Source organism: Acidobacteriota bacterium (assembly GCA_016712445.1).
GTDB lineage: Bacteria > Pseudomonadota > Alphaproteobacteria > Caulobacterales > Hyphomonadaceae > Hyphomonas.
In genome coordinates this window covers 1-26,901 of the sequence record JADJRB010000006.1, presented here as the reverse complement: position 1 = coordinate 26,901, position 26,901 = coordinate 1, and the positions used below count along the sequence as shown (strand labels likewise).

Below are 26,901 nucleotides of genomic sequence, written 5' to 3'. Positions count from 1 at the left end.
GGGAGCAACGCCATGACCGACACATTCACTCACCTATTCGGCGGCTGGAAATCAGCCGAAGCGCGGCGCTGGACGAATCCCGATGGATCGACAGGCGGCATCGTTGCCACGAGCGCGAAGCTGGATCGATCGCTCGTAGTGCCTAGCGATGCAACGATCTGGCCGGATGCGCGCATCGGCTACGGCGCCAGCATCGGCTACGGCGCCAGCATCGGCTCACGCGCCAGCATCGGCGGCGGCGCCAGCATCGGCAACCGCGTCAGCATCGGCGACGGCGCCAGCATCGGCTACGGCGCCAGCATCGGCTCACGCGCCAGCATCGGCTCACGCGCCAGCATCGGCGACGGCGCCAGCATCGGCTACGGCGCCAGCATCGGCGACGGCGCCAGCATCGGCGACGGCGCCAGCATCGGCGACGGCGCCAGCATCGGCGACGGCGACTGGTGGCTTACGTCAGGTCCTCACGGCGGCAATCGCCGGTTCGTCACGGCGGTCCACTCAAAAATACACGGGCTGCGCTGGTGGGCCGGGTGTCAGCACGGCATCACGTCGGAACGATTCCTGGAACGCATCGCTTATTCGCATTGCCCGGGCGGCGAATGCGACGACGTTGCGGCCGAGTATCACCATCTCATTGCGTGCGTTGAGTCGCATCCGGTTTATCTCAAGCGCATTGCGGAGGTGACGCCATGAGCGCGCATCCGAAGGACGGCGGTTTGAATGTGGACGTATCTGGATTGCTCTCGCACTGGGCATCCGAGTTTCAAGACTCCGCCGAAAATTCTCGTTCTGCAATGGATCGTCATGCGCACTCAATGCACGCCGATCAATTTCGGGCAGCACAGCAACAAGTCGACAAGGACTCGGACGAAATCGACCGCCTGCGCGCCGCACTCTGGCAGTGCTTCACCGACGCCGGCGGGGATACCGATGGAAAGACTGACGCGGCCGGAATCAGCACCGATGATCTGATCAGCACGACGACCGATTGCGTGAAGGACTTGCGATTGGGTTACGACGAAATGCTCGACGAGTCGAGCGAGGCTGACCGCCTTCGCGCCCGCGTGGCCAAACTCGAATCGGCGCGCGGGGAGCCGGTGGCGTGGATGAATCCTTACGGCGGAACACTTCAAGTCAGGATTACAGGGCTTGAATACGAGAAATATACGATTCCGCTCTACACAGCCCCTCCCGCGCAGGCCGTGGACGTGGATGCGATCAGTGATGAGGCGATTGAGCAGGGATGTGAAGCAATGTGGGCGCACTCCTATCGGATTGCTGACCCAGGATCAATGCGCGCCGCACTCCGCGCGATCTTCAACAAGGGGGGAATGACGTGAGCCTGCACACAGTAGATTGTGACTATGCACACCGCTTGGCGACGATGCTGGAATGCGCGTTGCTGAATCGCCTCGGGTCATGGGACGAAGGCCACGCATTGCTTGATGAATACCGCGCAGCCTGTCGCGCAGCGATGCCGGACGCGCCGACATTCATGGGTGAGCCGGTCATCGATGATGTTTACACCGCCGAGCTCGTCGAAATCGACGGCAACACCTACGGGCTTCGTCCGAACGCTGCGCACATCGTGAAAGAGGCGATGGCAGACGCGGGCAGGTATCGCCACCTTTTCGATTGCCCCGAACCGTTCTGCTATCGCGGCGAAGTGTTCGAAACGAAGGTCGTCGCAGACAACGCTATTGACACTGACATGAGGAAAACACCATGAATAGCACAAATCGTGAAACACACATTCGCAAGGTTTTTCCGAACGAACACGTCGCCGTGATGGACGAAAAAAACGGCCTGATGTGGGCTGCCGACGATATCGGTACCGGCGCCATGTCCCTTGCCGAAGCCGAAAAGGCCGTCGCCGAACTGCGCTTGCTGGGCCATGCCGATTGGCGCCTGCCGACTATCCAGGAACTGCTGACGGTCGTCGACTACACGCGCCACGACCCGACCGCGAACACCGACCTGCACCGCGTGAAGTCCGCCTGGTACTGGACCGCGACCAAAGCGGCGTGGTCTGCCGGCGTCCGTTGGCTCGTCGGTTTCGCCGTCGGCTACGGCTACAGCGGCGTCGAGTGCTCCCGCGCTCGCGTGAGGGCCGTGCGTTCATGGTCGGGCCCGTTGCTGAAGGATGGTGCGCCATGACCCGCGAGCAGGCATACGACCTTGCGTCTGAATTCTTCGGATTGGGATTGCCGCACTACATCGCAGACTGGGTTGTGCCGGCACTCATGCGGGCTGCGGAGATTGAGCGTGAAACGTGCGCGCAGAAGTGCTTGGAGCGCCACGCCAACGGCAGGTTCAAGCACGACACGCGCGATGAGTGCGCTGATGCGATTCGCGCAATGGGCGAGTAACGCTGAGTACCGGCAGCGCGACCGTTGAACGGGGCCGAACCTACGGAGAAAAGCGTGGAAAACAAACCCTGAGCGTCGTGCCCCAACCAGGCAAACGCGGGGAATGCCGAAAAGCGGGCCGTCCCAGAGGAACGCGCAATTTCCTTGACGAAGCTAGGCACGCGCTTCTAAGAGGAACCGGCAATGAGCGGCGCGTGAGCGTCCGCTCGATTGGCTAGTTAGAAGGATTCACACGATGAAACCAAACCCTTACATCCTGCCGGAAGGCAATGTGCAGGTCGCATTCTCGGGCGGACGCAGCAGCGGCTACATGCTGGACCGGATTCTTGACGCGAACGGACCGCTGCCAGATCGCGTTGCCGTCACGTTCCAAAACACCGGCCGCGAAATGCCTCAAACGCTCGACTTCGTGCGCGAGGTTGGCGAGCGGTGGAACGTGCCGATTGTCTGGCTCGAATACATTCCAGCGAGCCCCGGCTTCGTGATCGTAGATCACGCAACCGCAGCGCGTGACGGCGAGCCGTTCGAGGCGCTGATTCGAAAGCGCTCGTTTTTGCCAAACCAACAAGCCAGATTCTGCAGTGTCGAACTGAAGATTCGCACCGCAAAGAAGTATCTGATGTCGCTGGGCTGGGAACATTGGGTGAACTGCCGCGGCCTGCGCGCCGACGAGCCGGCCAGGTTGAACAAGCCGCCACCGCCGGAACGTTGGACGGTGTGGCACCCGATGGCAACGGCTGGCGTCGGCAAGCTGGACGTGATGCGCTTCTGGCAGGCGCAACCGTTCGACCTGCAATTGCCGAACCTCAACGGCAAGACGCCGCTCGGCAACTGCGATGGCTGCTTTCTGAAAGCCGAGGCGATCCAAGCGCACCTTGCAACGACGTACCCAGAGCGGCATGCGTGGTGGGAGCGTATGGAAACACTGGCGCGCTCTCTCACAAGCGGCACAGGCGGAACGTTTTCATCCCGATACTCACGTCGCGAATTGCGCGAGTTCATGGAGAACCAGGGCGCATTGGCGCTCGAAACCGAGGGAGCGCTCTGTCAGGCCGACGACGGCGAGTGCTTCGGATGATTCCATCTAACGCCGCGTTAAGCGGTTGCGACGCGAAAGCGTCTGATTGAAACGAGGTGCGTCCGAGCAATCCGCTTGAACGCATAGTTAGGGAGCAGCACGTGAAGTTGACAACGATCGAGAGCTACGAGATTCAGGCATTCGCGTTTCGCGTGATGACCGGGCACATGGCACCGGGAAAAGATGCCTCGCCGCTGAGCTACCCGGCACCGTATGAAGAGCGGAGCGCGGCGTGGGACGAGTGGAGGAAGGAGCACGCCTCTTGCATTCGGGCGATGCAGCGCGGCTTCGAGGCTGTGATTGACCGCGATGATGAACATGCTGCCTAACGATCAAGTTCAGCCGTGACGCGAAGCGGCGTCGGCTGCAACGCGTTGTTAGGCGGCAACCACAAGGAATCGAGATGAATTGGAGCAAGCACGGATTCAGTCAGAGGAAGCCCACGCAGCCTGGCGTTTACTTCGTTGCCACGGATGGGCACCTGCCAATGCACCCGCCCAAACGGCTCTACGAACATTGGGATGTGGCCGACGTGATTTTCTACGCCGGCAGCTACGGCAATGTTCACGACAACCGGGAGGCTTGCGCGCACTGGAGAATCAGCACGTTAAGCGGGGTGTCTTATTCGTGGAGGCCGGGGATGTGGATGAAAGGCCCGATCACGCCGATTGCCGACTAACACCCATTCTCCGACTGCACAGTCGGACTAAACCGATAGCACTACTGCACGGACGGGATAACGAATGACTACTATCATGCACATCATCGAATTCCTGGCCTGCGATCCAGCAGGCCAAGTCGTCGCGCTCGGCATGGCTGGAGTGGTTGCGTCGTTTTTGTTTAGTTCGCGCAAAACCAAGGAGATACGCCGTGACTGACCCGCAGACGCCCCGCTGCACAACTTGCATCCACTGGTCGCGACCTGAGTAACGAGCAATATCCGCCGAAGTTGGACGATGCAAGCGAGTCAAGCAATTCTGGGATTCGACCGAATGGCGCGACGTTGGAGACGACTATCGGCGCGTTTTCACACCAGAGGCAGAGGGGCATCTAGCGTTTGTGCAAGATGCTTCTGACTACTCGGCCAAGTTGCTTACGCTTGCTGACTTCGGGTGTGTGGAGCACGACGAGCGTTCGCCATGAACAGCGCCCGCAACCTCCAACGCCTGAACGCCATCCAGAGCACCCGCGGCCTGACCAGTCACCAGGTCGGCGAGATCATCGGGCGATCCGCGCAGACGGTCGGTGCCTATCGGTGCGGCGCGCGAAATGTTCCGGATGATGCGGTCGCGAAACTCGAATGCTGGAACGAAGAGAATAGGGCGGGGCTGACGCCACGAAAATAAGACCCCGCCTCCCGCGTTGGGGATCGCATGATGTCCGACGCAGGGGGAGTCGCCGAACTGGCGCGCGGGGGCGGGGCGAGGCATTACCTTACCCGTCGCGTGCGCTGAACGCAACACCACGCTACACTGAAAACGACGGGACATGCGCCGGCCAGCGCCGGGCGATTCTTGGGTCGCCCTTACCGTCACCTATCACGCCACCCAAGAGGCACCATGCACAGCACCGACCAGATCATCGCCGCCTTCGTCGACGCACTCGCGGCCCATGGCGTCAAGCCTTCCGACACATCACGCATTCAAGTCGACGGCGCCTGGCATCGCCTGCACATCGAAGGCGACCGCGGGCGCGCCGAGAACCTGTCCTATCGGATCTTCAACGACGACCGGCCCGCGGGATTTTTCGAGGATCACAAACGCGGATTCTCGGGAACGTTCACCACGCCACTGAACGGCAACGGCGGCGCGAGCCTCACGCCAGAGCAGCGAGCCGAGCAGCAAGCGCGCTGGGCGGCCGATAAACACCGCCGCGAGACCGAGCAGGCCATCGCCTACGCAGAGGCCGCAGAACGCGCTGCAAAGGCCCTGCAGGCGGCCAAGGCGGACCCGGCGCTGCATCCCTACGTGGTACGCAAGGCGGTGCCCGTATCGGCCGGTATGCGCGCTACGGCGGACGGGCTGCTGTTGATCCCGGTTTACTCGGATTTCGACAGGCTCGCCAGCTACCAATCGATCGACGCCGATGGCAACAAACTGTTCATGCCCGGCGGACGCATGGCCGGCGCGTTCCACCCGATCATCGGGCCGGACAAGGCTCGTGTGCTCGTCTGCGAAGGCTGGGCCACTGGCGCTGCGCTCCGCGCTGCGACGCGCCATTCAGTCGCCTGCGCCATGTCGGCTGGCAACCTGCCTGCGGTCGTGGCGGCCATGCGTGCCAAGTTCCCCGGCCGGGAAATCGTTGCAGCCGTCGACAACGACCACGAGACTGAGCGACGCACCGGGAAGAACCCCGGGGTTGAATTCGGCGTTGCCAGCGGGGCGAGGCTGTTCGTGCCGATATTCGATGTCGGCGCGGACTCAACGGACTGGCACGATTTCATCACGAACAACCCGCACGCTGACGTGCGGGCGATGCTGGACAACCCCGAGGCGGCCGGGCCTGAGCCGTCGCAGCAAGAGGAGGTGATCGAGAATGTTCACCGGGAGACCGGAGCCGCGCCTGTAACGCAGCCCGCCGCCACGCCTGACCAGCCGGCGGCGGGCGATCCCTACCCATGAGGCCGAGCCCGTCGACGAAACCACGGCCCCGCCCGCCTCCAAGGCCTACAGCACCATGATCCGCTGGTCAGACCTCGGGCTCGAACTGTCCGACCGCGGCGTGCCGCATCCGAACCTGGACAACGCGACGCGGATCCTTGAACGCCACCCGGCGATGCTTGGCGCGTTCTGGTTCGACGAATTCCTCGGGCGCGTGCTGACGACGTGGGATTCGCCCAACGAGCCGCGCGAGTGGTCGGACTCCGACGACGTGCGCCTCGCGCTGTGGATGCAGCGCACCATCAGCATCGGCAAGATGGCCGTCGGCACTGCCCGCGACGCCGTGACGGCCGCAGCTATGCAGAACCGCCGCAACGAGTGCACCGAGTGGCTACGCGCCCAGCGGTGGGACGGCGTGCGCAGGCTTCACCAGTTCATCGCGATCGGCTTCGGTGCCGAGCAGAACGCCTACACTGAGGCTGTGGGCCGGTGCTGGCTGGTGTCGATGGTCGCCCGAGCTCTGAATCCTGGCTGCAAGGTCGACACGATGCCGGTGTTTGAGGGCGCACAGGGCGCTCGCAAGTCGTCAGGGCTGGAGGCGCTGGTAGGCAAACGCTGGTTCGCCGAAGCTGCCGAGTCTGTCATGTCCAAGGACTTTTTCCAGACGCTGCAGGGAAAACTCCTGGTCGAGATTGCCGAAATGGACACGTTCAGCCGCGCCGAGGTCGCCGCCGTCAAGCGTGTCATCACGTGCAAGGTCGACCGCTACCGGGCGCCATACGGCCGCCGCGCCGAGGATCACCCGCGCATGTGTGTGTTCGCCGGCACCACGAACGAAGACGAATACCTGCGCGACGCGACCGGCGCCCGCAGGTTCTGGCCCGTGCGCTGCGGCGATGTCGATACCGAGTGGCTGACCAAGTGGCGCGGGCAACTGTTCGCCGAGGCGGTCGTGCTGTACGACGCCAGCGCGCCATGGTGGGATGTGCCTGTCGACGACGCTCGTCGCGAGCAGGAGCAACGCCGAGTTTCTGACGAATGGGAATCGCTATTCGAGCAGTGGTTGATCGGTAGGTACGAGGTCACGATCGGCGATGTTTTGGGCGACTGCCTCAAGATCGACGCCGACGCCTGGGACAAGGCGACACAGATGCGGGCATCGGCCGTTCTCAAGGCGCTGAACTGGAACCGCGTCACTGCCCGCCGGGGGGACAAGGTGCTCAAGGTGTGGCGCCATCCGAAAGGTGGTAACGGCGGTAACGAACTTCCCTTATAAATCAACATTGTAACCACTGTTACCACTGTTACCACTAGTTAATAGTCTTAAGTATATAGAGCCATCAGGGCAGCCCTCGTATACGCGCGCGCGTACGTGCGGGAGGCGGGGTTTAGAAAACGGGGTGGAAACTGGTAACACGTGGTAACTGGTAACATACGCAGGAGTATGGAAATGACCGACCCAAACGACTACCGAGACTCCACCAGCGCCCATCGTCGACGACTGGATCATCGCCGCACTGGCGGATCTTGACGCGGGCACCCACCAAGCGCACACTCCGCCTGCGGCTCACACTCCAGCCGCTGCGCTACAGGGCGCATCTTCCGAGGCCGCCGGATTCGTGTCGTCCCGGCGGCCGATTTTTGAGGGCGAGGCGTGAGCGTAGGTTCGGCGATTGGTAGTGCGATTGGCAGCGCGATTGGCAGCGCCGCTGGCTCTGCCGCTGGTGATGCCGTGCCGGCGAATGCGATCAAAGACCGCGCCGACGATCCGATCCTAGATCGAGCCGGCGCCTACATCGAACAACGGAGCGCGTAATGGCCAATATCTACGACATGGCGGACACGTGGAACAACGGCGCGACCACGTTCACCGCGATCAAGATGAATGTGACCGACACGGCGAGCAACGCCGCGTCGTTGTTGCTGGATCTGCAGGTTGGCGGAACGAGCAAGGCCAGCGTGAAGAAGGACGGGCTGCTCAGCACGATCTACGCGAGCCTGTCTGGACAGTCGCTGACCGGAAGCGCGGCCACGTCGCTGCTTGACCTTGCGACAACCTGGAACACCAGCGGCACGCCGAGTGCGATTAAGCTCAACGTCACGAATACGGCGAGCAATGCGGCCTCGAATCTGATGCTGTTGCAAGTGGGCGGGTCGAATCGTTTCCGTGTCGGCGTCAACGGGCAGATTTACTTCGCGCAGGGCGTGTACGGCCCACAGGTCGCTTTGTGGGGAGACTACAACACAGCAATAAGTCTCAGTGGCGCATCTTGCCTGTCGTGGGGTAGCGGCGCGCCAACTATCGGGACGCTTGATACGTCTCTGAATCGTTCTGCTGCTGGTGTCGTCGGTATCCGAGGTAATTCTCCGACTGCCGGCGGCGCGCTTGAGTTCCTTGAGCAAACCGCACCTAGCGCACCGGGAGCAAACGCTGTTCGCCTGTACGCTCAGGACAACGGCGCAGGAAAAACGCAACTGATGGCGCTGTTCAACACGGGCGCCGCTCAGCAAGTGGCGATTGAGCCATGATCCACCGAATCACTCTGACCGAATCCGAACTGCAGGCGCTTGCTGGGCTGATTGATGCTGGCGTCCGTGCGACCGGGCTGCGCTCTGCGCCTGATGCCGCGCGTCTGCTGTCTCGCATCGAGGCGGCCGAGCAGCTGCCGGAAGTCGAACTGGAGCCGACGCCGTGCGTACAATCGCCCTGATTCTGGCCGTGCTCGCGTTGACCGCCTGCGCGTCGGCGAACCGGAAGGACACCGTGGCGCACGGCGATCTCGAGCGCGACGGCTGCATCGCATACTGCTGTCAGGTGTATTGCCGCGACGACGCGACGAGCGACCAGGTCAAGGCGTTCCGTGCCGGAACCATCGACGAAGGCGAGCGCGCGCAGCTGAAACGTCTCGCGCTGTGGACCGCGGGCGACACCGTGACCACGGTCGCAGCTCTGTCGCTGTGCGATGCCGCGCGAGAGGCCAATCCGATCATCGGGCCGCATCCGTCGCCGCTGGCAGTCATCGCGTACAACGGCGCGGCATACGCCTACGCCTACCACGCAGCCAAGCGCACGCCGGCGTGGTGTTCCAGCGAGCGCCCGATTCGCACTATGGCGAACATACGCGCTGCTGTTTCTGTGACGAACGCCGTCGTTCTGGCGGTGTGCCCATGACCGCGGCCACGCTGGCATGGTTCACGCTGGCCGCGCCGGGCGTGCTGCTGATCGGCGGCGAGGCGTGGTATCGTTGGCGCCATCGCAACCGCTCGGAGTAACGCCGTGTCCGCCATTCTGCGCCTGATCGCACGCACCCAGCCCGGAGTTCGCTGATATGCCGACCGTGACCCCTGCAACGATTCTGTTCGAACCGGCGACGGGCGCAACCACGTCGTCTGCGTTCAACGTCTACTCAGGCAACACGGGCGTCCGTCTGTACGGTGCCGCGGCCGTCATCGCTGGCGCCGAGACCGTCAAGGTCCAGTATCAGGACGCGGGCGGTAACTGGATCGATCTGGTGGATGCCATCGTCGGCGCCTGCACCATCGCTGCCGGAGAAACGTCCGTGACGATTGCGCAGCGCGGTCAGTTTCGCGTTGTGAAGTCCGCCACTGCCGCGCTGGTCGGCGTCGAGATCATCGATAACAACCCGAGCTGATCGCATGCCGCTGCCCGAGTACCGCCCCGAATACGCCGGGATCGCGCGCCGTGTGTGCAAGACGTTCGGCGCCAGTGATTTCGAGGTCGCGCAGGCGTTGGGTGATGACCTGCGCGCCCGCGACATTCGACGGTTTCGACTGGAATCGCCGGAGTTCAACGAAGCGTGCACTGCCGGCCTGGCCGATGCGAGCAAGCATGTCGTGCATGCCGTCTACCGCCTTGCTACCGGATACCACCGCGAGGTCGTCAAGGTCGTCGCGACCAAGACCGGCCCGAAGCGCATCGAAGAAACCCAAGAGGTTCCGCCGAATCTGGATGCCTGCCGCTACTGGCTGAACAATCGGTTGCCGGACCAGTGGGCAGACAAACAGGTCGTCGACGTGACGACGCGCGACGTGGCCCGAAGCGCAAGGGATTTGAGCCGTGCAGAGCTTGAACGCATCGCAGCATCAGGCGCAGACATCGCCGAGGAAAATCGGACCGAGTGAGGCTGCAGCCGAATTGCTCGCGCGCGACGATGCGCGGGATTCGTTGCTGGCGTTCACGCGGTACACCATGCCTGGGTTCGTTGCTGGTCAGCACCATGCTCGGATATGCGAGGCGTTGGAGCGTGTAGAGCGTGGCGAGTGCAAGCGGCTGATGATTTTCGCGCCGCCACGCCACACGAAGTCGGAACTGGCCAGCCGCCGTTTCCCGTCGTGGTTCATGGGTCGCAACCCGGATAAGCAACTGATCTGCACGACCTACGGGCAGGACCTGGCCGACGATTTCGGTCGCGACGTGCGCGAGATCATCAAGTCCGAAGAGTTCGGCCGTGTGTTCGATACCACGCTCGCCGCCGACTCGACCGCACGTAACAAGTGGCGCACTGACCGCGGAGGAATCTACGTCTCGGCTGGCGTTGACGGACCGATCACCGGGCGTGGCGCGCATGTCGCGATGATTGACGATCCGTTCAAGAATCGCGCCGACGCCGAATCTGCGCCGCAGCGGAAGCGCGTCTGGGACTGGTACCGCGCCGCACTGCGCACGCGCCTGATGCCTGGCGGGTCCATCATCATCGTGAACACGCGATGGCACGAGGACGATCTGTGCGGGCGCCTACTGAACGACGCGAAAGACGGCGGCGAGCAATGGGAGGTCATCAGCCTGCCGGCCATCGATGGCGGCCTGCCGCTGTGGCCTGAGTGGTTCGATATTGACGAACTTGAGGCGATCCGTCGCGCGCTCGGTCCTCGGGACTGGCTGGCGTTGTACCAGCAGACGCCGACCGCGGAGGAAGGCCTGCAGTTCAAGCGTGAGTGGATGCAGTATTACACCGACGTTCCAACATCGCTCAACGTATACATGTCTGGCGACTTCGCAGTGACACCGGGCGGCGGAGACTTCACGGAACTCGCCGTGTGGGGCGTTGATCACAAGGGCGACGTGTACGCGCTGGCGTGGTGGTCCGGGCAGACCGGGTCAGACGTTTGGGTGCGCCAGATGGTAACGATGTTCAAGCGGTGGAAGCCGCTACGGTTCATCGGTGAGGGTGGACCAATCCGGCGCGCGGTGGAACCGTACCTGACGCGCGCCATGTCCGAGGCATCGGACGAATTCGCCTGGACTGCCTGCGAATGGCTGCCGGCGTCGTCGACGAAAGAGGCGAACGCGCGGTCGTTCGAAGCGATGTGCGCGAATGGGCGTGTCTACTGGCCGCGGACCGAGTGGGCGGAGCGCGTGATCGATCAGCTACTCCGGTTCCCGGGCGGCCAGCACGATGACGCCGTCGACACCTGTTCGTTGTTCGGTAGGTACATCGCTTCGACGTGGGCGAGTGCCAAGCCGAAGTCCGACGCGCCGCCGAATTTCGATGCGCCGTTGCGGGTGGCTGACGTTTTCACGAAGAAACCGCGCGCGGCGTCGTGGTGAGGTCCGACGCGGCTGGCGCGGCCGGCGGTGGTAAGATTCGCGTATTCGACCGAGGGTGACACGATGGCGGGCATGACGGGCAACACGTTGAAGCAAGCGGCCGGCGTTGGCGCGCCCGTCGAGAATCGCGAGCGCGAGCGGTGGCTACAGCGAATTCGCCGGGAAGAACAGGCGCACAAGCCGTTCCGCGACAAGGCTGCCGAAGCCATGCGCGAGTATGAGTCCAAGAATCGCGAGGACACGAACCAGCCTGTCCTGTATCCGATTTTCTGGGCCAACACGCAGATCACGTCAGCGGCGATTTTCAACCGGCTGCCGAAACCCGAGGTCCGCCGCCGATACGCCAAGCCGCCGGCACAGAATCCGCAGCCCGGGCCGGAGCAAGGCGGCGCGCAACCTGTTCCGCAGACGATGGGGAATTCAGACAGCCAGATCGCGATGGCGATTGAGCGCTGCATCGAATATCAGCTGGACATGGGGCCTTACTCGGACCACTGGACGCGCGCGGTCACGGAATTCCTCGTGGCCGGGCTCGGTGTTGACCTGCTGTACCTGGACACGAAGACGACAGAGCGCCCGGCGATTTCGCCCATCGATGGCTCGCCGCTGATGGAAGAGGCCGAAGAACCCGGCGAAGACGGCGAGCCCGTCATGGTCGAGGTGATGGAGAAAATCATCGTCTCACAGTCGGTGATGCCGGAGTATGTGCCCTACGTCAATTTCCACTGGGAGCCGGTCAAGGACTGGGAGGACGTGACGTGGATCGCTGTCGACATTTTCATGTCGGGCAGCAAGATCAAGGAAGAGTTCGGCGTCGACGTGGCCGGATCGAAAACGAGCGGGTCGTTGTCGTCTGACAGCACACAGCAGAAGTTGCGCGCGCAGGTGTATACACAGCAGTTCCGCATCATCAAGGTGTGGAACAAGAAACGCCGGCAAATCGTGTGGCTTGCGCCTGATTTCCCTGAGCTGTTCCGCATCGATGACGACGCGCTCGGGCTTGAGGGTTTCTTCCCGTGCGCGCGCCCGATGATCATGGATGTGGTCTCTGGCGAGCTGATTCCGCAGCCGGAGTATTCGCGGATTCGAAATTTGTGCGATGAGATCAACCGATTGATCGGGCGCATCAAGTCGATTGTGGAACAGATCAAGGTGCGCGGGTATTACGACCCGACGATGGTCGATGAACTGTCGAAGCTCGTGCAGGTTGACGACAATGCGTTCGTGCCGGTCAACGCACTGGCGATGAAGTTGAAGGACTCCGGCATGGCGTCGCCCGTGCTGTGGGATTCGAACGATGACCGCGTCGCAACGGTCGCGGCACTGACTCAGGAGCGCGAGCGCGCCAAGGCCGAACTCTACGAAATCACCGGTATTGCCGACATCGTGCGCGGCGCATCGCAGGCCAGCGAGACGGCATCCGCACAGGCGTTGAAAGGCCAGTGGGCGAACGTGCGCCTGAGTCGGAAACAGCAGGCGGTACAGTCGCACTACCGCGATACGTTCCGGATCATGGCTGAAATCATCGCGGAGCATTTCGACCCGGTGCAGATCGCGCAACAGTCAGGTATCGAACTCACGCCGGAACAGCAGGAAACGATACGTAGCGACCTGTCGCGCTGCTACGCCATCGATGTCGAGACCGACAGCACGATTGCGCAGGACGAAGCGCAGGAAAAGTCCGACCGTCTCGAATTCTTGCAACAGTTCACGCCATTCATTCAGAACTTCATCCCGGCGATGCAGGGAGGTCAGATGCCGGCTGACTTGGGTATGGCGGTTCTCAAGTTCGCGCTGGCCGCATTCCCGCGCGCCGGCCGTACATTTGAGGACGTGATTGAGACGTTGCCGAATTCGATGCAGCAGCTGTCTCAGATGCAGCAGCAGACGCAGGAATTGCAGCAGCAGCTTGAGCAGGCGCAGGCGCAGAACGCCGAGCTGCAGAAACAGCTGCAATCGACCGACCAGGCCAAGATGCAAGCAGACATGGCCAAGGCGCAGGCCGACGCGACCAAGGTCGGCAACGATCAACAGCGCGTGATGACCGAGGCGCAGCGCGCGCAGGCGCAGAACGAGCTGGACAACGCGCGCACGATGGAGATCATGGATCGCGTGATGACGCCCGATGTCGTCGACGTGGCTGTCGTCGCGCCCGCTGGGATTCGCCGTCAGTGATCGTCGCCGGCCGTGAGTGGATACCGTTGCTGTCGGCGGCGCTCGGCGGTGAGGTTGATCCCGAGACGATGTGTTTCGCGGCGCTGACCGACAACGGGACGCCTGCCGCCGTGTTCGGGTTCTCCGGATGGCGCGACGGCGACATCGAGGGGATGTTGTGGGCGACGCCGGGCGGACTGACCCGGGCGTTGCTGCGATCCTGCGCGCGGTATGTATTCCACCAGCTTGGATGTGATAGGCTCACGATCAGGATACGCGCAGACAACACGGCCATGCTCGCCCTGTCTGCCCGGATCGGATTCACGCATGAGGGCACGTTGCGCGAAGCATTCGAAGGCGCGAACGTGCTGATATTCGGAATGCTGCGGCGCGAATGCCGATGGCTACCCGGCGACCAGAACCGAACGACCGAGGTCGAGCGATGAAGAAACCCAAGGCACCCGCGGCGCCAAACCCTACGGAAATCATCCGTGCGCAGACGCAGGCAAACCGCGTCGGGATCAAGACCCCATTCGGATCGCAGACGTACCAGACCGGACCGAATGGTTCAACGACGCTGGAAACGTCCTACAGCCCGGAAATGACCGCGCTGGCGCAGAGTCTGATTCAGCGCGCCGGCCAGTCGACGCCCGGTTATCAGGCACCGGCAGGCATGGAACAGATCCTCGGCGGCATCATGAACCGGGTCGGCAACCGGTACGGCCAAGGCGGCGGCGTCGGCGCACAGGTCGCCGGCAGCGGCGGCCGCGGAAATGCCAAGCCGTCGACGCTGGCGAAACCGTTGCCCATGCCTAAGGTGGGCGGCGGCGCGGATGGCACCGGTTCGTTTGACTGAGGGCCGACGACATGCCGCGCACGAATAACGTCGGCCTTGGGCCGCAGTTCCAGAACACGACCGGCGCACCGCGTTTGTCGGCGGGTCAGCGCGCGAATCTTGCGAGCGGCCGCAGCCAGTCGCTCGCCGCGAATCCTACTGGCGCACCCACTGCCGGTGCCGGTCAGCCGCAGGTTTCGACGCCGATGACGAACACGGCGCCAAGCGGAACCGCTGGCACGGCCGGCGCTGGCAACGCATCGCCGAATCCGATCGATCCGGTAGACGTGCAGGTCGGCAATCCGACGCTGAACTCGTTTCAGCAGTTCCAGGACCAGGTTTATGGCGAGGCCACGCGCCGGCTTGATCCGCAGTTTCAACAGCAACGCGCGTCGCTCGAGCAACAGTTGATCAACCGTGGGTTCCAGCCCGGGACGCAGGCTTACGATGCGGCCGTGGCTGGATTCGAAGAAAACAAGAACGACGCCTATGCGTCCGCACGCGCGCAGGCGCTCCAACAGGGCTTGGCGGCGCAGGAGCAGGCATTCGGCCAGAGCTACCGCGAGTCGCAGCTTGCGAACGCCCTGATGCAGGCGCGCGAGGGCAACGCGGCAAACATTCAGATTGCCACGAATTCCGGTAACGCGGCGGCGAGTGCTGCGGAAATCGGGCGACAGAATTTCATCGATCAGTTGGCATTCCAGCGCGAGCAGGCCGGCACCGCCGCGAATCAATGGGACCGCCAGTTCGGGTTCGGGCAGCAACAGTGGAATGATCAGTTCGGACTGCAGTCCGGTCAGGCTGATTACCAGAACATGCTCGGGTTGCTGGATCGTGATTTCGCCGGTCAGCAGTTCAACGCCGGACTGAGTCAGCAGGACTATCAGCGCGCGTTGCAGTTGTTCGGCATGACGCCTCAAGGTAGCCCTGTGCAGGTTGACGCGGTGACGCCATACCAGATGCAACAGCAGGGCCAGCAGGCCGCGTATGGCGCGCAGGCTGCATCGGCAAGCGGAACGAATAGCGCGATCGGTGGCATCGCGTCTGTCGCCATCATGGTGATGTGATGGGCGCTAAGTTTGCCATAGACACTAACGCGATTGAGGCGGCGTTGTCGCGTCACGCGAAGGCCTGCCTGCAGATCAGCGGCGGCAAGGACTCCCTTGCGACGCTGCATGTGTTGCGTCCGTACTGGAATCGGATCACGGTCGCATGGCTGGACACGGGTGACGCGCCGGTTGAGACGCACGAGCAGATGCGACGCATTGCCGAGACGGTTCCTAGCTTTTTGCACATGAAATCTGACCAACCGTCAGTCATTCGCGACTTCGGGATTCCTCTCGACCTTACTCCGCCGCCGCACCAGCCGTTCGGAACTGGCATGCACCCAGCATCACCCCGCGCACAAGGCCGGTATCAGTGCTGCGCGCGCGTCATCTGGCAGCCGATGGCGGACTACATGATGGCGCATGGGTTCACTCTGTGGATTCGAGGCCAGAAGAATTCGGACGCGTTACAGCCAAACGTGAAACAGGGATATGACAACGTTCTCTCTGGCGTTGAAATTATGTTCCCAATCAACGAATGGGCAGATGCCGATGTCGTAGAATATTTGGCAGAAATCGGAGCGACAGAGCCGGCCTATTATCGCTACGGCCGGAGTAACATCGACTGCGTTACATGCCCTGCGTATTTGACGGAATTCGATCGCTCGGCATATGTTGAAAGACACGAGCCAAGCAAGCTTGAAACCCTACGCGACAGAGTAGCTTACGCTGCGGCATCAATTTCCGAAAATGTCGCAGCGTTAGTTGCTGAACACAACCGCATCAAGACGACAATTCCGGGGCGGCTGCCGCTCCGACAACTGGAGCACTGACCATGTTCGCACGATCCTACGGGCAGACGCCCGGCATCATTCAGGGCCAGATGGACCGCGGGCCGCAAGGTTCATTCGGGACGCCAGCCAATGATCTTGGTGGCTTCGGCATGCCGGCGCCGATGGAGCAGCCACAGACATTCCCGGCGCCGTCGCAGCCTATGAACAACCTGAGGCCACAGGCGCAGCGCCCGAACCAGAACCGTTACGACAAGTTCGCAGAGGCGATGATGCAAGCGCGCGGCCGTCGTGGCATGGGAGGCCGACCGATGGCGAAACCGATGCTGGGTGGCATGGGCGGCCCGATGACGCGCCCGCAGGCGCCGCGCGGCGGCATGCAACAGTCGCCGCCTATCGTTCCTCAGCAGATGACGAACGACCTTCAGTCTGCGGTACAAGGCCTGCAACAGAAACCGGGCCGGCTGACGCAGCCTGGCAGCCCGGTGCTTACCGCGCCGGCTGGATTCGGTGCGCAATAAGGGAGGTTGAACCGTGTTCATGCCGAACCCCCCCCGGGGGCCCCGGGCGGGGCCCGCCCGGCGCGGCCGGGCCCGCCCGGGCTGGCGGGTATCCGAATATCAACGCTGACCTGATGGCAGGACAGCGCGACTTGGACATGGCCGGCCAGATGATGAATGCCGGTTACGCGCCGAATTCCGGCTGGCTTGGCGTGCTCGCGCAGGTCGCGCAGGCGTGGGGCGGCAAGAAACTCGCCAAGCGCGGTGACGAACGCATCGCGGACGCGCTGGCTCGCCAGTTGGAGGAGGATTCGCGCCGGCAGATGGCCGAACGCGAGCAGGCGGCGCGGGATGAACAAGCGGCGTATGAGCTAAGCCTCGGGCGTCGACGCAGCGAGGCCGCGGACCCGTTGTTGAATCCTGAAAAAAATCAGCGCAAATTCGTCGACGGATTTTGGGTCGACCCGACTACTGGCTCGGTCGAAAAGGTGCCCGAATACCTACAAGCGCAGCAAGCGTTGCGAGCGGCAGGTCGAACCCAAGTCAACGTCAGCGGAAACGCTCCGGCGCCGACCCAGTTCCAGAAAGAGCTTGACAAGAAAGACGCAGCGTATTTTGGTGCGCTGCGTGATTCGGCCACAACCGCGGCGCAAACGCTCGATCAGGTTGGCGTCATCGAAAACGTGCTGAACAAGGCGCAGACCGGCGCGATTCCGCAGGCGCTTGCCATGGCCGGGCAGTATTTCGGCACCGAAGCCGGCGCGAACATGCAGACCTTCCAAGCGGCCACGAACCGGATGGTTCTGGACCTTGCCGGGAAGATGAAAGGCGCGCTGTCTGACAGCGACCGCCGCATGCTTGAACAATCCGTGCCTTCGTTCGGCATGGACCCGCGCGCGAATCAGGTCGTTCTCGGGCTGATCAAGAAGGGCGCGCAGAACGCGCAGTCGACCTATCAGGCTGCCGACAAGTACGCGGCCGAAAAAGGCGGCTTGCGCGGTTTCGTGCCGCCGATGGCGGTGAATGTCGACACTCCTGCCGTGGGCCAGTACCAAGTCGGTCAAGTCATCGAGTTGAATGGCAAGCGATACCGCGTTACCGGCGGTTCTCCGGACGACCCGGACGTTGAGGAAATCCCGTAATGCCTAAGCTCTCGGAACTGATCAGCGGCGGCGCTGCGCCAGCAACGGGGCGCATGCGCCTTTCGGATGTGATCGCGCAGCAAGCGCCGCAATTCAGCGCAGAAGATCTTCCGACGGTCGGTGGTACGTGGGGATTTTCTGACGAATTCGCGAAAGCTACCGGACAAAGCGGCGGCGAGTCGTTTTTGAACTCGATACGACCAGCGGCAGCCGACATTTTCGGGAATTACGAGGATGTAGCGCGGGCACTGCAGAAGGTTGCGCCGGGCGCCAAGGTCGTCAAGGACGCCAAGGGCTACGAAGTTCTGGAATTGCCGAACGGCGAGCGATTCGCCATGAACAAGCCCGGTGTCCAAGGGCATGAAGTCGCTGCCGCGGTCGGAAACACGTTGGCATTCCTGCCTGCCGGACGCGCTGCCGGGATGGCGACGACGCTTCCCGGAAAAATGGCGGTTGCGGCAGGGGCTTCCGGTGCGACCGACGCCGCGTTGCAGCTGACTGCGGCAGGGAAAGAGGAAATCGACCCGCTCCGGCTGGCTACCACTGCGGCTGGCGGTGCTGTTGGAGAGCTTGCTGCGCCTTTTCTTGGGCGATTGGTCGGGGCAGCGACTGACAAAATCAAGGCGATGTTCGGAAAAGGCAATACGCTTGCCGCCGGGCGCGAGCTCGCAAAGCAGCTTGGCATCGCCAACCCAACAGACGACCAAGCGCGCGCTGTGGCTGCGCGATGGAAGGAAATCCAGGCCGGCGCATCGCCGGAGTCTGTTGTCGCAGAGTCAGAAATGGGCCTGAAACTGACCCAAGGCCAGAAAACCGGTGATTACGGCGCGTTGCGCCGAGAGGAAATGCTGCGGGCGTCTGATTCGACCGCCGGGCAGTTCATGCGCGGCATAGACGACCAGAACCGTCAGGCGATCACGGACTATTTCAACGCCGCGCGCGCCAAGATGGCAGGCGGCGAACCTGCGGCAACGACTGGCGATGCGTTCGACCGAATCGCGCGACTTGCGCAGGCGGAACAGGCTGCGCAGAAGGGCGTCGTTGCCGACCTTTACGGCCGCGTCGCAGAAAAGGGCGCCAAGGTAGACGCGGCGTCCGTTCGCGCGCTTCCTGACCGATTGCGAGCGGCTACGTCGGCATTTGCCGTCGACGACCAGCTTACGCCGTCGTCAGCGCGCGTGTTGAAGATCATCGAAGGGAAGGTTGCCGATCTTCCGGAGAAAACTTCAGCCGTCACGATCAAGGCAATCGAGACCGAGCGGCAGCGGATCAACAACGCCATCGGCACGGCGTCGAATCCGACTGATCGCAAGGTTCTGATGACGATCAAAAACGAATTCGACCAGTGGTTTGATGGGCTGGCCGAGAATGCGGTTATTGGCGGCGATCCGTCAGTGATTCAGGCCATGAAGTCTGCCCGTGACGCTCGTGCAGTGCTTGGGCGCCGATTCGAAGCGGGAGGGAAGGACGATGTCGGCGGAAAGCTGGTCGCGCAGTTGCTCGCCGGCAAGAAAACGCCCGAGGAACTGGCGCAAGCCGCACTAGGCGCCGCACAGGTCAGCAAGGTCAGTGGCGCACAGTTCGTGAAGAAGATGAAAGCCGCATTGAAGCCTGCCGAAGGCCCAATGAACCCGGCATGGGGCGAGCTTAAATCTGCCGTGTTGCAGAAGATGGTGACCAATTCGGCAGGCGAACCGCTTGGGCCGCAAGCTATCGTTGCAAACCTGCGGTCATCGCTTCGAAATCGATCATCGATGATGCGAGAGCTTTACGAGCCAGAAGAGCTTGCTGCACTTGGCCGCGCCGCACAGACCTTGGACAGCGTTGTGTCGAAAGGCATGCTAGGTCGCTCTTCTGGCACAGCGGAGCGGGCGTTTGCATATGTCGAACAGATACTTAAGGGCTTCCCGGGCGGCGGGATGCTGGTGAAAGCCATGCGCGCGCCTGGGCAGGCTGCGGCGGCCCGTAACGCATACAGCCCGCTGCGTCCATACACCGATATTGATGCGCTGATTGCTGCGGGCGGTGCTGCCGCTGGCGGCGGAACGCGATAACCAGGGAACATCATGCCAACCTACACCTACCGCTGCGACACCTGCACGGCCGTGCGGGACGAATTCAACCGCGTGGCAGAATGCGAATCAGCGGCGCCAGAGTGTTGCGGTGCGCGCATGCGGATCAAGATTCAGCCTGTCATGGGCAGCGTGCAGGGTGAATGCCATTACCGGTGCCCGGCGACTGGTCAAATGGTCACGTCGTGGAAACAGCGCGAGGAAATTTTCGCGAAGTACAACCTGATGGACGCGCGAGACCATACGCCGGAGTTCGTCAAGCGCGAGTCCGACCGACGCATCGCCAACGATGAACGCATCGCTGCGGAAATGGACATGCCGGACGAATTCGACGCTGCGGCACGCGCCGAGATCATGGCGCAGATTGTCGACGACAAGTTATCAGGAGTTATTCCGTCGACGATAACGGGCCCGACGATCATTTGATTTTGCGACCATCCCGGCATGTCGTCGGGCGTCGCGTTACGCGGAGAAACACATGCGAGTTGACGATCAGTTGGGCGGCGAAGGTGATGACGAAGGCGTGAGCCTCGATCAGGCGATGGAAGCCGAGTTCAAGGCAGCGTTTGAAGGCGAAGAGGCCGGCGACAAAGCGGCAGATCAGCCTGCCGCCACAACCGGGCAGGCCGCACAACCCGGGCAGGCAGCGCAGACGACGGCCGGACAGGCCGCGCAGGCCGCCGCAGAGATCAAGCGCCACGCGGCGCCGGAGCGGTGGCACCAAGACGCCAAGAAAGCATGGGAAGCCCTGTACGGCTACGAAGGCGCCCATACGCACATGGAATCGATCAACGCGCAGTGGCAGCGCGCGAATGCGTACATCACTCAGCAGGAACAGCAGCGGGCCGCGCTGGAACGCCAGTGGTCGCCGGTTGCCGAGTTGATTCAGCCGTACGCACAGCAGTGGGCACAGCAGGGCATGACGCCGGACGCTGGACTTCGTCAGGTTTTGAGTTATGCTCAAGCCCTGGCAGAAGACCCTGCGTCAACACTGATGCAGCTTGCCGATATGTACGGCGTCGATTTGCAGAAGCAATTCGAAGATCGTCCGTATATCGACCCGCAGACCGAAAGTCTGCAGCGTCAGGTCCAACAGCTGGAATCGCGCCTCGCCCAACAGGACGAACACGCGCAGAGGGCCCAGCGGATGCAGCTGTCTCAGGCCGTCCGAGGGTTCGCGACTGCTACTGACGAAGCTGGCAACCTGAAACACCCGTATTTCGAGGACGATGGCGTTTTCGATGACATGCTGAAATGCGTTTCGATGGGGTATGCAGATACCCCGGAAAAGGCGTACAGCATCGTTATCGGGATGCGTCCAGACATCCAAGAACGTATGGCAGCCGAGCGCAAGCAGGCAGCCGATGCGGCGGCGATTCAGGCGGCCAAGCAGAAGTCAGCGCAGGTAACGCGCACGCAGCAAGCGAGCGGGACGATCAAGGGCAGCGGCAAAGGCGCTCCGGCGCGCATGAGTGAACGTGAGGCGTTCGAAGACGCGCACGCACAGCTCAGCCGGAAATAACCAATCCGTGACTCACTGAGAGGGCTTCGCAATGGCATACCCCAATCTTGGCGACCTTGTCGCCACTACCGCGCGCAAGTTCACGCGCGAAATCCAAGACAACGTCCTGTTGGACAACGGCCTGCTGAACTTCCTCAAGGACAAGGGGAAGGTGAAGGGCGGCGTCAGCGGCCGCACGCTGGTCGATACCTTCGTGTACGGCGACAATTCGTCCGTGCAGTGGTACAGCGGCTATGACACGTTCACGCCGCCGACCACGCAACAGGTGTTCGATGGCGCCGAATACCAGTGGAAACAGCTTGGCGGCTTCATTTCGATCAGCGGCCGCGACCGCAAGATGAACCGCGGGAAGGAGGAACAGTTCAGTTTCTTCAAGACCCGCATGAAGCAGATCAAGTCGCAGCTCAAGAACACGCTCGGCCTGTCGATTTTCAGCGACGGCACCGGCAGCGGCGGCAAGGAAATCGGCGGCCTGCAATTGCTGGTGGCTGACGATCCGACCGCAGCGGGCACCGTGGGCGGCATCAACCAGGTCACCTATTCGTTTTGGCGCAACAAGTATTCGGCAGCCGCCGCGACGACCGCATCCAACATCCGCGGCCGCATGAACTCCATGTGGCTCGAGATCAAGCGCGAAACCGATGTGCCTGATGTGTGGGTGGCCGACAGCTACATGTACGAACTGTATTGGGAAGCCCTGCAGGGCTTGCAGCGCATCATGACGGCGGAATCCGGCGATTCGGGTTACAAGAACCTGTATTTCAAGGGCGCTCCGGTGATCTACGATGGCCGTTGCCCGACGAAGCACATGTACGCCCTGAACACCGAGGAAATCGCGCTGACGGCGAATTCGGACAGCGAGGACACGTTCCTGGAAGTCGGCGAAGCACGCCAGATCGCGAATGCCGATTACGAGGTCGTTCCGGTGTGGTTCATGGGCACCATGCACACGGGCCGCCGCGCTGGCCACGGCGTCATCATCGCGTCGTAACGCAACCGCCAACAATCGAGGGCATCAATCATGGCACTTCAAGACGCATACCCCTGCGTGGTGGTCAAGGCAGTTCCGACCGATACCGCGACGACTGACGGCGCATCCGTCGACATCCCGTACACCGGCAATGGCTACGTCGTCCGCGCCGTGTACTTCTACAATTCGCGCATCCTGTCGACTGGCGCCACGGCGAACAACGCCACGGCAACGCTCGGCGTGTTTGGCGCGAGCGGCGGAAGCTCGCCGACCATCGTGGCAGACGCCGCGCTGACCACGCACACGGGCAGCACGATCGTTTCGTCCCGCACGGTCGCCGCGACTGGCACCACTCCGCTGGTTACTGCCAAGACGCTCTACATTCGCACCGGCACCGCGTCCGGCGTGACTGGTTCTGGCGTCGACGTGATCATCGAGTACAGCGTGCTGCCGTAACTGGCCACGTCGCAGCGGTGTATCATCCAAGGGCCGGCATATCGTCGGCCCTTGTCATTTCAGGAGAATCGCATGGCCGAAATTTCCGAGCGCGAGGTTGAAGAGATCGCGCGCCAACAGTTCTGGGGCGCCAAGACCGTGCGCGCGTATTTCACGCTGCAGCCAGTCCGCAACGCCGTCGAATCGCGGGCGAAGGGATACCCGGTGTATGACGAACGCCCTTACGTGATGGTCCTGAAGGACGATGAACAGGATCACATCAGCGTGTTGGCGACCCAAGACCACGTCCGCCAGTTCCCGCAGGAATGGGCCGCATTCCGTGAGCACCTGAAGCGCCCGCGCATGCCGTTGCTCGCGCTGCCCGGCATCAAGCCTGGCGCCATCGCCGCATTCGCCGAACTCGGCATCCGCACCATTGATGACTTGGTTGACGCCAGCATCACGACCGATGCCGTCCTGACCGAAGGCGTCCAGATCACCGACGACATGATCGACCAAGACGTTGACTATCTGGCCGACATGAAACCGCGCCGCGCGGTTCCTGAGGCATTGGCGCGCTGGCGTGACGTGGCCATGCACTACATCGTGTTCCGGGCCAAGGCGGAAGGCAAGGAACCGCCGGCTCTGCGACTGGTTAACGGGCACTTCGAAATCGCGCCGGCCGCGTCTGACCTGCCGGCACCGCCGAAACTGGCGCCATCCTTGACTGACTTGGAGTTCGCAGCATGAGCATTTCGCAGAACGCGCACAGCGCCGGCCACGTTCCGACGCTGGAAAACGGCAAGTGGAAGATCCCGGTCGTTGTCGACGCCGGCACGGTCGTCTGGCGCGAGCCATCGACGGCCGCAGAGCTGGCGCTGGTCGAACAGCACCGGGAAGAGGCAGAGGCCGTCGCCAAGGTCCGCGAGCGACGCGCCAAGACCGACGCCAAGGGTAACGCCGCAGCGCGTGCTGGTGACGCTCCTGCGACGCTTGACGGCCAGTTCTAACCGCAACCGGAGCGCACCATGGCACTGTCACTGTTGAGCGCCGCGGAACAAGTCGCTGGCGAGTCGGGTTTCCAGGTTCCAACCACTGTCGTCGGCAGCACGGACGGCAGCGCGCAGTATCAGTACCTTGCCAACGCCAGCGTGCGCACCCTGCGGCAGTACGAATGGCAGAAGCTGCGGAAAACCGGATCAATCACGCTCACGTCAGCGACGGAATACTCGCTGGCGTCTGACTTCTGGTCCATCGTGCCGGACACGTTGTGGCCGTACTCTGCCGGCCGTCCTGCGGACATGCCGGTGACCACGTCGCGATGGGCTCAGTTGAAAGCCATGATCGGCATATCGTCGATTGCGTTCAACTGCCGGTTTCTGAACAACAAGCTCCACGTCCAGAACCCGCAGGCCGGCTACGTGCTGAATTACGAGTACGTGTCCAAGAACGCCGTGGAGACATCGCTCGGCGTCGCGCGCGAGACGTTCGCCGCAGACACCGACGTGTGCGTGCTCGATGACGAACTGTTCGTGCGTGATCTGAAATGGCGGTGGAAGAAGGAAAAGGGTATCGACGATTGGGAGGTAGACCTTGCCGATTTCAAGCAATACCTGCATTACCGCCAAGGCGTTGATGCCGGCGCGCAGGTGATCACGTCCGCCAAGAACGTGGTGTTTCCGGAACCGTACACGAATCTGTGGGTGGCATGATGCCGACTGTCTCTATTCCGGCGCCGTTCGGCGGTTTGAATGCGCGCGACGCTGTAACGGCGATGCCGGCACAGGACGCTATCCGTTTGTTCGACTGGATTCCGCGCGGGACATTCGTGGAGACTGCGCCGCCAGTGGAGAATTTCTACGCTGGCCCGAACCGCGTATTCACGCTCGCGCCGTATGAGGTAGGCGCATCCAAAAAGCTGCTCGCTGCAGTAGAGACATCGGCGTTTTCGGATTCATGGGACATCGTTGAGGTTTCGACCGGGACGCCGTCGACGCTGAAAGCCGCGCAGGGCGATGGAATCTACAGCTTCACGATTTTCAACTCGCTGATGGTGTTGTGCAACGGGGTGGACACGCCGCAGGTCTACAACGGCACGACGTGCTCGAATATCGCGGTGACCGGCGTCACGGCAACGACGCTGCGCGGCGTGATCACGTTCAAGGGCCGCTGCTACTACTGGCAGAACAACGCGCAATCGTTCTGGTATGCCGCCGCTGGCTTGTATCAAGGCGCGCTGGCCGAGTTTCCGGTCAGCACGTTCACAACCTTGGGCGGCAAGGTAACGCTGCTGTGCACGATCACGCGCGACGGTGGCGAAGGCGCTGACGACCTGTTCTGCGTCGTGATGTCGACTGGCGAGATTCTGGTCTATCAGGGCGACGATCCGGCCGGCGCGTTTTCGTGGGAGATGATCGGCCGGTTCAAGTGTCCAAGGCCGCTTGGACTTCGCAGCGCGCATCGGTATGGCCGCACCACGCTTCTGATGACAGAAGAAGGAATCATAGACATTGCAGCCGTGCTTTCCGGGACGATATACCCTGCATTTTCAGACAAGGTAATCGCAGTCACCACGTTCAAGGACGATAACTACGCAAGCGGTGACGCTCGCGACCTTGCATGCGCGGTGGATTCTCAAGAATCCATGTCGACGATGTTCCTTCCAAACAACGTCTACACGCAGTTCCCGGCGTTCAGTTCGATACCGATTTGCGTCGAACGCGCCACGGGCCAGTGGTGGAATTACATGGGATCCGCTGGTGACTTCTTGTCTGGCGGCGTGGGAACTCCTGCATGCGCGTGTTCGTTCGATGGGCGCACGTATTTCGGCGCAAGCGCGACCACTGGCAGCTCCATCCTTGTCATGCAGGCGCCACCTATCCCTGCGTTTGTTTCGCCTGCGGTTATCAGCAAGGTTTGGCGCAACTGCAGCGTTTCTGGCATTTCTTTCGCGGTGACGTTCAATAGCGCGGTGCTGACCGATTACTACAACCCGGAAAACACGACACTAGCACCATACACAGGGGTTTCGTCTTACCAGCCGGCGCCGTCGTTCCTGATATCCCAGGCGACCGCAGTGCAAACGGTCTACGACAGTAGCGAAAACTACTGGGGGTCAACTCCGAAGCTTCGCTGGTACATGACGAACCTGAGGATCAAGACCGGCGGCAAGCGGTGACGAAAACATCGGCCACACGACACAGGCGGTGATCCCATGACGAAAATAGAGCGCAACAACGATTTCACCATGCGCGAGCAGATCAGCACGGCGCTGACGGATCTTGAGACGGATGTGGCAGCGCTGCAGTCCAACGCCGGCTACGCGCTGTTCGTCCAGTCGCCAGAATTCGATCCTGCAGACTCGACCACGTACTACTTCGGGGCGCTGCCTATCGCGCCAGCAACAACTGGCGCAGAACGCCGGCTGCATGTTCCGCGCGCAGGAACGATCACGCGCGTCGACGTGACCAGCTACGCCAAGACGGCCGGCAGCAACGAATCGGTTTCGTTGTACGTGCGCAAGAACGACACGTCGGACACGCTCGTTGCGACGGTGTCGACATCGGCGAACTTGCGTTATTTCCAAGCCTCTGGACTGTCGATTGCGGTCGCTGCGGGTGACTACATCGAAATCAAGCTGGTGTGCCCGGCATGGGGAACGAATCCGCTCAGTGTGTATTTCGCGGGGAACGTGTTCGTGAAGTGAAGCCAGAGTGGCCGGAGCTGATCCCGGCATGACGACGTTCCACCTTGGCCAAGCCGCCTATTCGCGATAGGCATCGTCACGCGTCGCGACCTACGTGCGGTTCAGCATATAC

33 protein-coding genes are annotated in these 26,901 nt (G+C 62.2%); all 33 read left to right on the top strand.

Annotation, left to right across the window (positions count from 1 at the left end):
* Positions 1–12 precede the first annotated feature (12 nt).
* The 33 genes from IPK75_18615 (at position 13) to IPK75_18455 (ending at position 26,789) form a co-directional block, all read left to right on the top strand.
* Entirely contained in the window at positions 13–693 is a 681-nt protein-coding gene (locus IPK75_18615) for a hypothetical protein (GenBank protein MBK8200365.1), read from the top strand.
* On the top strand, positions 690–1,340 hold the full coding sequence (locus IPK75_18610; GenBank protein ID MBK8200364.1) for a hypothetical protein: 651 nt from the start codon (positions 690–692) through the stop codon (positions 1,338–1,340). Before IPK75_18615 ends, IPK75_18610 begins: the two co-directional genes overlap by 4 nt.
* Positions 1,337–1,729 (top strand): hypothetical protein, encoded by a 393-nt coding sequence (locus tag IPK75_18605; GenBank protein ID MBK8200363.1) that lies wholly within the window; start codon positions 1,337–1,339, stop codon positions 1,727–1,729. Before IPK75_18610 ends, IPK75_18605 begins: the two co-directional genes overlap by 4 nt.
* Entirely contained in the window at positions 1,726–2,157 is a 432-nt protein-coding gene (locus IPK75_18600) for a DUF1566 domain-containing protein (GenBank protein ID MBK8200362.1), read from the top strand. Before IPK75_18605 ends, IPK75_18600 begins: the two co-directional genes overlap by 4 nt.
* Positions 2,154–2,369 (top strand): hypothetical protein, encoded by a 216-nt coding sequence (locus IPK75_18595; protein MBK8200361.1) that lies wholly within the window; start codon positions 2,154–2,156, stop codon positions 2,367–2,369. The genes IPK75_18600 and IPK75_18595 overlap by 4 nt, the downstream gene beginning before the upstream one ends.
* Before the next feature lie 235 nt (positions 2,370–2,604).
* Positions 2,605–3,447, top strand: coding sequence for a phosphoadenosine phosphosulfate reductase family protein (locus tag IPK75_18590; GenBank protein MBK8200360.1), 843 nt, complete (start codon positions 2,605–2,607; stop codon positions 3,445–3,447).
* A gap of 101 nt (positions 3,448–3,548) precedes the next feature.
* On the top strand, positions 3,549–3,776 hold the full coding sequence (locus IPK75_18585) for a hypothetical protein (GenBank protein ID MBK8200359.1): 228 nt from the start codon (positions 3,549–3,551) through the stop codon (positions 3,774–3,776).
* Between the two features lie 810 nt (positions 3,777–4,586).
* Positions 4,587–4,793, top strand: coding sequence for a hypothetical protein (locus IPK75_18580; GenBank protein ID MBK8200358.1), 207 nt, complete (start codon positions 4,587–4,589; stop codon positions 4,791–4,793).
* 213 nt (positions 4,794–5,006) lie between these two features.
* On the top strand, positions 5,007–6,068 hold the full coding sequence (locus IPK75_18575) for a toprim domain-containing protein (protein ID MBK8200357.1): 1,062 nt from the start codon (positions 5,007–5,009) through the stop codon (positions 6,066–6,068).
* Positions 6,069–6,123: 55 nt separating this feature from the next.
* Positions 6,124–7,323 carry a virulence-associated E family protein gene (locus IPK75_18570; protein MBK8200356.1) on the top strand — a complete coding sequence of 400 codons (1,200 nt, stop codon included), beginning with the start codon at positions 6,124–6,126 and terminating at the stop codon, positions 7,321–7,323.
* A gap of 539 nt (positions 7,324–7,862) precedes the next feature.
* Positions 7,863–8,576 (top strand): hypothetical protein, encoded by a 714-nt coding sequence (locus tag IPK75_18565; GenBank protein MBK8200355.1) that lies wholly within the window; start codon positions 7,863–7,865, stop codon positions 8,574–8,576.
* On the top strand, positions 8,573–8,758 hold the full coding sequence (locus IPK75_18560; protein ID MBK8200354.1) for a hypothetical protein: 186 nt from the start codon (positions 8,573–8,575) through the stop codon (positions 8,756–8,758). Before IPK75_18565 ends, IPK75_18560 begins: the two co-directional genes overlap by 4 nt.
* On the top strand, positions 8,740–9,219 hold the full coding sequence (locus tag IPK75_18555) for a hypothetical protein (GenBank protein ID MBK8200353.1): 480 nt from the start codon (positions 8,740–8,742) through the stop codon (positions 9,217–9,219). Before IPK75_18560 ends, IPK75_18555 begins: the two co-directional genes overlap by 19 nt.
* A 157-nt stretch (positions 9,220–9,376) precedes the next feature.
* Entirely contained in the window at positions 9,377–9,700 is a 324-nt protein-coding gene (locus IPK75_18550; GenBank protein ID MBK8200352.1) for a hypothetical protein, read from the top strand.
* Positions 9,701–9,704: 4 nt separating this feature from the next.
* Complete coding sequence (locus IPK75_18545) at positions 9,705–10,190, top strand: hypothetical protein (GenBank protein ID MBK8200351.1); 486 nt, start codon at positions 9,705–9,707, stop codon at positions 10,188–10,190.
* Positions 10,126–11,616: a hypothetical protein gene (locus IPK75_18540; protein MBK8200350.1), complete on the top strand. Its 1,491-nt coding sequence runs from the start codon at positions 10,126–10,128 to the stop codon at positions 11,614–11,616. The genes IPK75_18545 and IPK75_18540 overlap by 65 nt, the downstream gene beginning before the upstream one ends.
* A 63-nt stretch (positions 11,617–11,679) precedes the next feature.
* Entirely contained in the window at positions 11,680–13,791 is a 2,112-nt protein-coding gene (locus IPK75_18535) for a hypothetical protein (protein ID MBK8200349.1), read from the top strand.
* The gene (locus IPK75_18530; GenBank protein ID MBK8200348.1) at positions 13,788–14,216 is read left to right on the top strand and encodes a GNAT family N-acetyltransferase; all 429 of its coding nucleotides are present in this window, start codon (positions 13,788–13,790) and stop codon (positions 14,214–14,216) included. Before IPK75_18535 ends, IPK75_18530 begins: the two co-directional genes overlap by 4 nt.
* Entirely contained in the window at positions 14,165–14,626 is a 462-nt protein-coding gene (locus tag IPK75_18525) for a hypothetical protein (protein ID MBK8200347.1), read from the top strand. Before IPK75_18530 ends, IPK75_18525 begins: the two co-directional genes overlap by 52 nt.
* Before the next feature lie 11 nt (positions 14,627–14,637).
* On the top strand, positions 14,638–15,672 hold the full coding sequence (locus IPK75_18520) for a hypothetical protein (protein ID MBK8200346.1): 1,035 nt from the start codon (positions 14,638–14,640) through the stop codon (positions 15,670–15,672).
* Complete coding sequence (locus IPK75_18515) at positions 15,672–16,484, top strand: phosphoadenosine phosphosulfate reductase family protein (protein MBK8200345.1); 813 nt, start codon at positions 15,672–15,674, stop codon at positions 16,482–16,484. The genes IPK75_18520 and IPK75_18515 overlap by 1 nt, the downstream gene beginning before the upstream one ends.
* A gap of 2 nt (positions 16,485–16,486) precedes the next feature.
* On the top strand, positions 16,487–16,963 hold the full coding sequence (locus IPK75_18510; GenBank protein ID MBK8200344.1) for a hypothetical protein: 477 nt from the start codon (positions 16,487–16,489) through the stop codon (positions 16,961–16,963).
* A 137-nt stretch (positions 16,964–17,100) separates the two neighbouring features.
* Positions 17,101–18,084, top strand: a complete 984-nt coding sequence (locus tag IPK75_18505) for a hypothetical protein (protein MBK8200343.1) — start codon at positions 17,101–17,103, stop codon at positions 18,082–18,084.
* Positions 18,084–20,138: a hypothetical protein gene (locus IPK75_18500; protein ID MBK8200342.1), complete on the top strand. Its 2,055-nt coding sequence runs from the start codon at positions 18,084–18,086 to the stop codon at positions 20,136–20,138. The genes IPK75_18505 and IPK75_18500 overlap by 1 nt, the downstream gene beginning before the upstream one ends.
* Positions 20,139–20,150: 12 nt before the next feature.
* Entirely contained in the window at positions 20,151–20,582 is a 432-nt protein-coding gene (locus IPK75_18495; GenBank protein ID MBK8200341.1) for a zinc ribbon domain-containing protein, read from the top strand.
* Positions 20,583–20,634: 52 nt separating this feature from the next.
* A complete protein-coding gene (locus tag IPK75_18490; GenBank protein ID MBK8200340.1) occupies positions 20,635–21,678 on the top strand; it encodes a hypothetical protein in 1,044 nt (347 codons plus the stop codon).
* A 31-nt stretch (positions 21,679–21,709) separates the two neighbouring features.
* Positions 21,710–22,669 (top strand): phage major capsid protein, encoded by a 960-nt coding sequence (locus IPK75_18485; GenBank protein MBK8200339.1) that lies wholly within the window; start codon positions 21,710–21,712, stop codon positions 22,667–22,669.
* Positions 22,670–22,699: 30 nt separating this feature from the next.
* The gene (locus IPK75_18480; GenBank protein MBK8200338.1) at positions 22,700–23,104 is read left to right on the top strand and encodes a hypothetical protein; all 405 of its coding nucleotides are present in this window, start codon (positions 22,700–22,702) and stop codon (positions 23,102–23,104) included.
* Positions 23,105–23,176: 72 nt separating this feature from the next.
* Positions 23,177–23,833, top strand: coding sequence for a hypothetical protein (locus tag IPK75_18475; protein MBK8200337.1), 657 nt, complete (start codon positions 23,177–23,179; stop codon positions 23,831–23,833).
* Positions 23,830–24,093: a hypothetical protein gene (locus IPK75_18470; GenBank protein ID MBK8200336.1), complete on the top strand. Its 264-nt coding sequence runs from the start codon at positions 23,830–23,832 to the stop codon at positions 24,091–24,093. Before IPK75_18475 ends, IPK75_18470 begins: the two co-directional genes overlap by 4 nt.
* Before the next feature lie 18 nt (positions 24,094–24,111).
* Positions 24,112–24,795 (top strand): hypothetical protein, encoded by a 684-nt coding sequence (locus IPK75_18465; GenBank protein ID MBK8200335.1) that lies wholly within the window; start codon positions 24,112–24,114, stop codon positions 24,793–24,795.
* Positions 24,792–26,261 (top strand): hypothetical protein, encoded by a 1,470-nt coding sequence (locus IPK75_18460; GenBank protein MBK8200334.1) that lies wholly within the window; start codon positions 24,792–24,794, stop codon positions 26,259–26,261. The genes IPK75_18465 and IPK75_18460 overlap by 4 nt, the downstream gene beginning before the upstream one ends.
* Before the next feature lie 36 nt (positions 26,262–26,297).
* Entirely contained in the window at positions 26,298–26,789 is a 492-nt protein-coding gene (locus IPK75_18455; GenBank protein MBK8200333.1) for a hypothetical protein, read from the top strand.
* Positions 26,790–26,901: the final 112 nt, after the last annotated feature.

What these genes read in the sequence shown, in the direction of transcription:
- IPK75_18615 (MBK8200365.1), top strand. Translation starts at nt 13, where the DNA reads ATGACCGACACATTCACTCACCTATTCGGCGGCTGGAAATCAGCCGAA.
- IPK75_18610 (MBK8200364.1), top strand. Translation starts at nt 690, where the DNA reads ATGAGCGCGCATCCGAAGGACGGCGGTTTGAATGTGGACGTATCTGGA.
- IPK75_18600 (MBK8200362.1), top strand. Translation starts at nt 1,726, where the DNA reads ATGAATAGCACAAATCGTGAAACACACATTCGCAAGGTTTTTCCGAAC.
- IPK75_18595 (MBK8200361.1), top strand. Translation starts at nt 2,154, where the DNA reads ATGACCCGCGAGCAGGCATACGACCTTGCGTCTGAATTCTTCGGATTG.
- IPK75_18590 (MBK8200360.1), top strand. Translation starts at nt 2,605, where the DNA reads ATGAAACCAAACCCTTACATCCTGCCGGAAGGCAATGTGCAGGTCGCA.
- IPK75_18580 (MBK8200358.1), top strand. Translation starts at nt 4,587, where the DNA reads ATGAACAGCGCCCGCAACCTCCAACGCCTGAACGCCATCCAGAGCACC.
- IPK75_18575 (MBK8200357.1), top strand. Translation starts at nt 5,007, where the DNA reads ATGCACAGCACCGACCAGATCATCGCCGCCTTCGTCGACGCACTCGCG.
- IPK75_18570 (MBK8200356.1), top strand. Translation starts at nt 6,124, where the DNA reads ATGATCCGCTGGTCAGACCTCGGGCTCGAACTGTCCGACCGCGGCGTG.
- IPK75_18565 (MBK8200355.1), top strand. Translation starts at nt 7,863, where the DNA reads ATGGCCAATATCTACGACATGGCGGACACGTGGAACAACGGCGCGACC.
- IPK75_18560 (MBK8200354.1), top strand. Translation starts at nt 8,573, where the DNA reads ATGATCCACCGAATCACTCTGACCGAATCCGAACTGCAGGCGCTTGCT.
- IPK75_18550 (MBK8200352.1), top strand. Translation starts at nt 9,377, where the DNA reads ATGCCGACCGTGACCCCTGCAACGATTCTGTTCGAACCGGCGACGGGC.
- IPK75_18545 (MBK8200351.1), top strand. Translation starts at nt 9,705, where the DNA reads ATGCCGCTGCCCGAGTACCGCCCCGAATACGCCGGGATCGCGCGCCGT.
- IPK75_18535 (MBK8200349.1), top strand. Translation starts at nt 11,680, where the DNA reads ATGGCGGGCATGACGGGCAACACGTTGAAGCAAGCGGCCGGCGTTGGC.
- IPK75_18525 (MBK8200347.1), top strand. Translation starts at nt 14,165, where the DNA reads ATGCCGATGGCTACCCGGCGACCAGAACCGAACGACCGAGGTCGAGCG.
- IPK75_18520 (MBK8200346.1), top strand. Translation starts at nt 14,638, where the DNA reads ATGCCGCGCACGAATAACGTCGGCCTTGGGCCGCAGTTCCAGAACACG.
- IPK75_18515 (MBK8200345.1), top strand. Translation starts at nt 15,672, where the DNA reads ATGGGCGCTAAGTTTGCCATAGACACTAACGCGATTGAGGCGGCGTTG.
- IPK75_18510 (MBK8200344.1), top strand. Translation starts at nt 16,487, where the DNA reads ATGTTCGCACGATCCTACGGGCAGACGCCCGGCATCATTCAGGGCCAG.
- IPK75_18505 (MBK8200343.1), top strand. Translation starts at nt 17,101, where the DNA reads ATGGCCGGCCAGATGATGAATGCCGGTTACGCGCCGAATTCCGGCTGG.
- IPK75_18500 (MBK8200342.1), top strand. Translation starts at nt 18,084, where the DNA reads ATGCCTAAGCTCTCGGAACTGATCAGCGGCGGCGCTGCGCCAGCAACG.
- IPK75_18495 (MBK8200341.1), top strand. Translation starts at nt 20,151, where the DNA reads ATGCCAACCTACACCTACCGCTGCGACACCTGCACGGCCGTGCGGGAC.
- IPK75_18490 (MBK8200340.1), top strand. Translation starts at nt 20,635, where the DNA reads ATGCGAGTTGACGATCAGTTGGGCGGCGAAGGTGATGACGAAGGCGTG.
- IPK75_18485 (MBK8200339.1), top strand. Translation starts at nt 21,710, where the DNA reads ATGGCATACCCCAATCTTGGCGACCTTGTCGCCACTACCGCGCGCAAG.
- IPK75_18480 (MBK8200338.1), top strand. Translation starts at nt 22,700, where the DNA reads ATGGCACTTCAAGACGCATACCCCTGCGTGGTGGTCAAGGCAGTTCCG.
- IPK75_18475 (MBK8200337.1), top strand. Translation starts at nt 23,177, where the DNA reads ATGGCCGAAATTTCCGAGCGCGAGGTTGAAGAGATCGCGCGCCAACAG.
- IPK75_18470 (MBK8200336.1), top strand. Translation starts at nt 23,830, where the DNA reads ATGAGCATTTCGCAGAACGCGCACAGCGCCGGCCACGTTCCGACGCTG.
- IPK75_18465 (MBK8200335.1), top strand. Translation starts at nt 24,112, where the DNA reads ATGGCACTGTCACTGTTGAGCGCCGCGGAACAAGTCGCTGGCGAGTCG.
- IPK75_18460 (MBK8200334.1), top strand. Translation starts at nt 24,792, where the DNA reads ATGATGCCGACTGTCTCTATTCCGGCGCCGTTCGGCGGTTTGAATGCG.
- IPK75_18455 (MBK8200333.1), top strand. Translation starts at nt 26,298, where the DNA reads ATGACGAAAATAGAGCGCAACAACGATTTCACCATGCGCGAGCAGATC.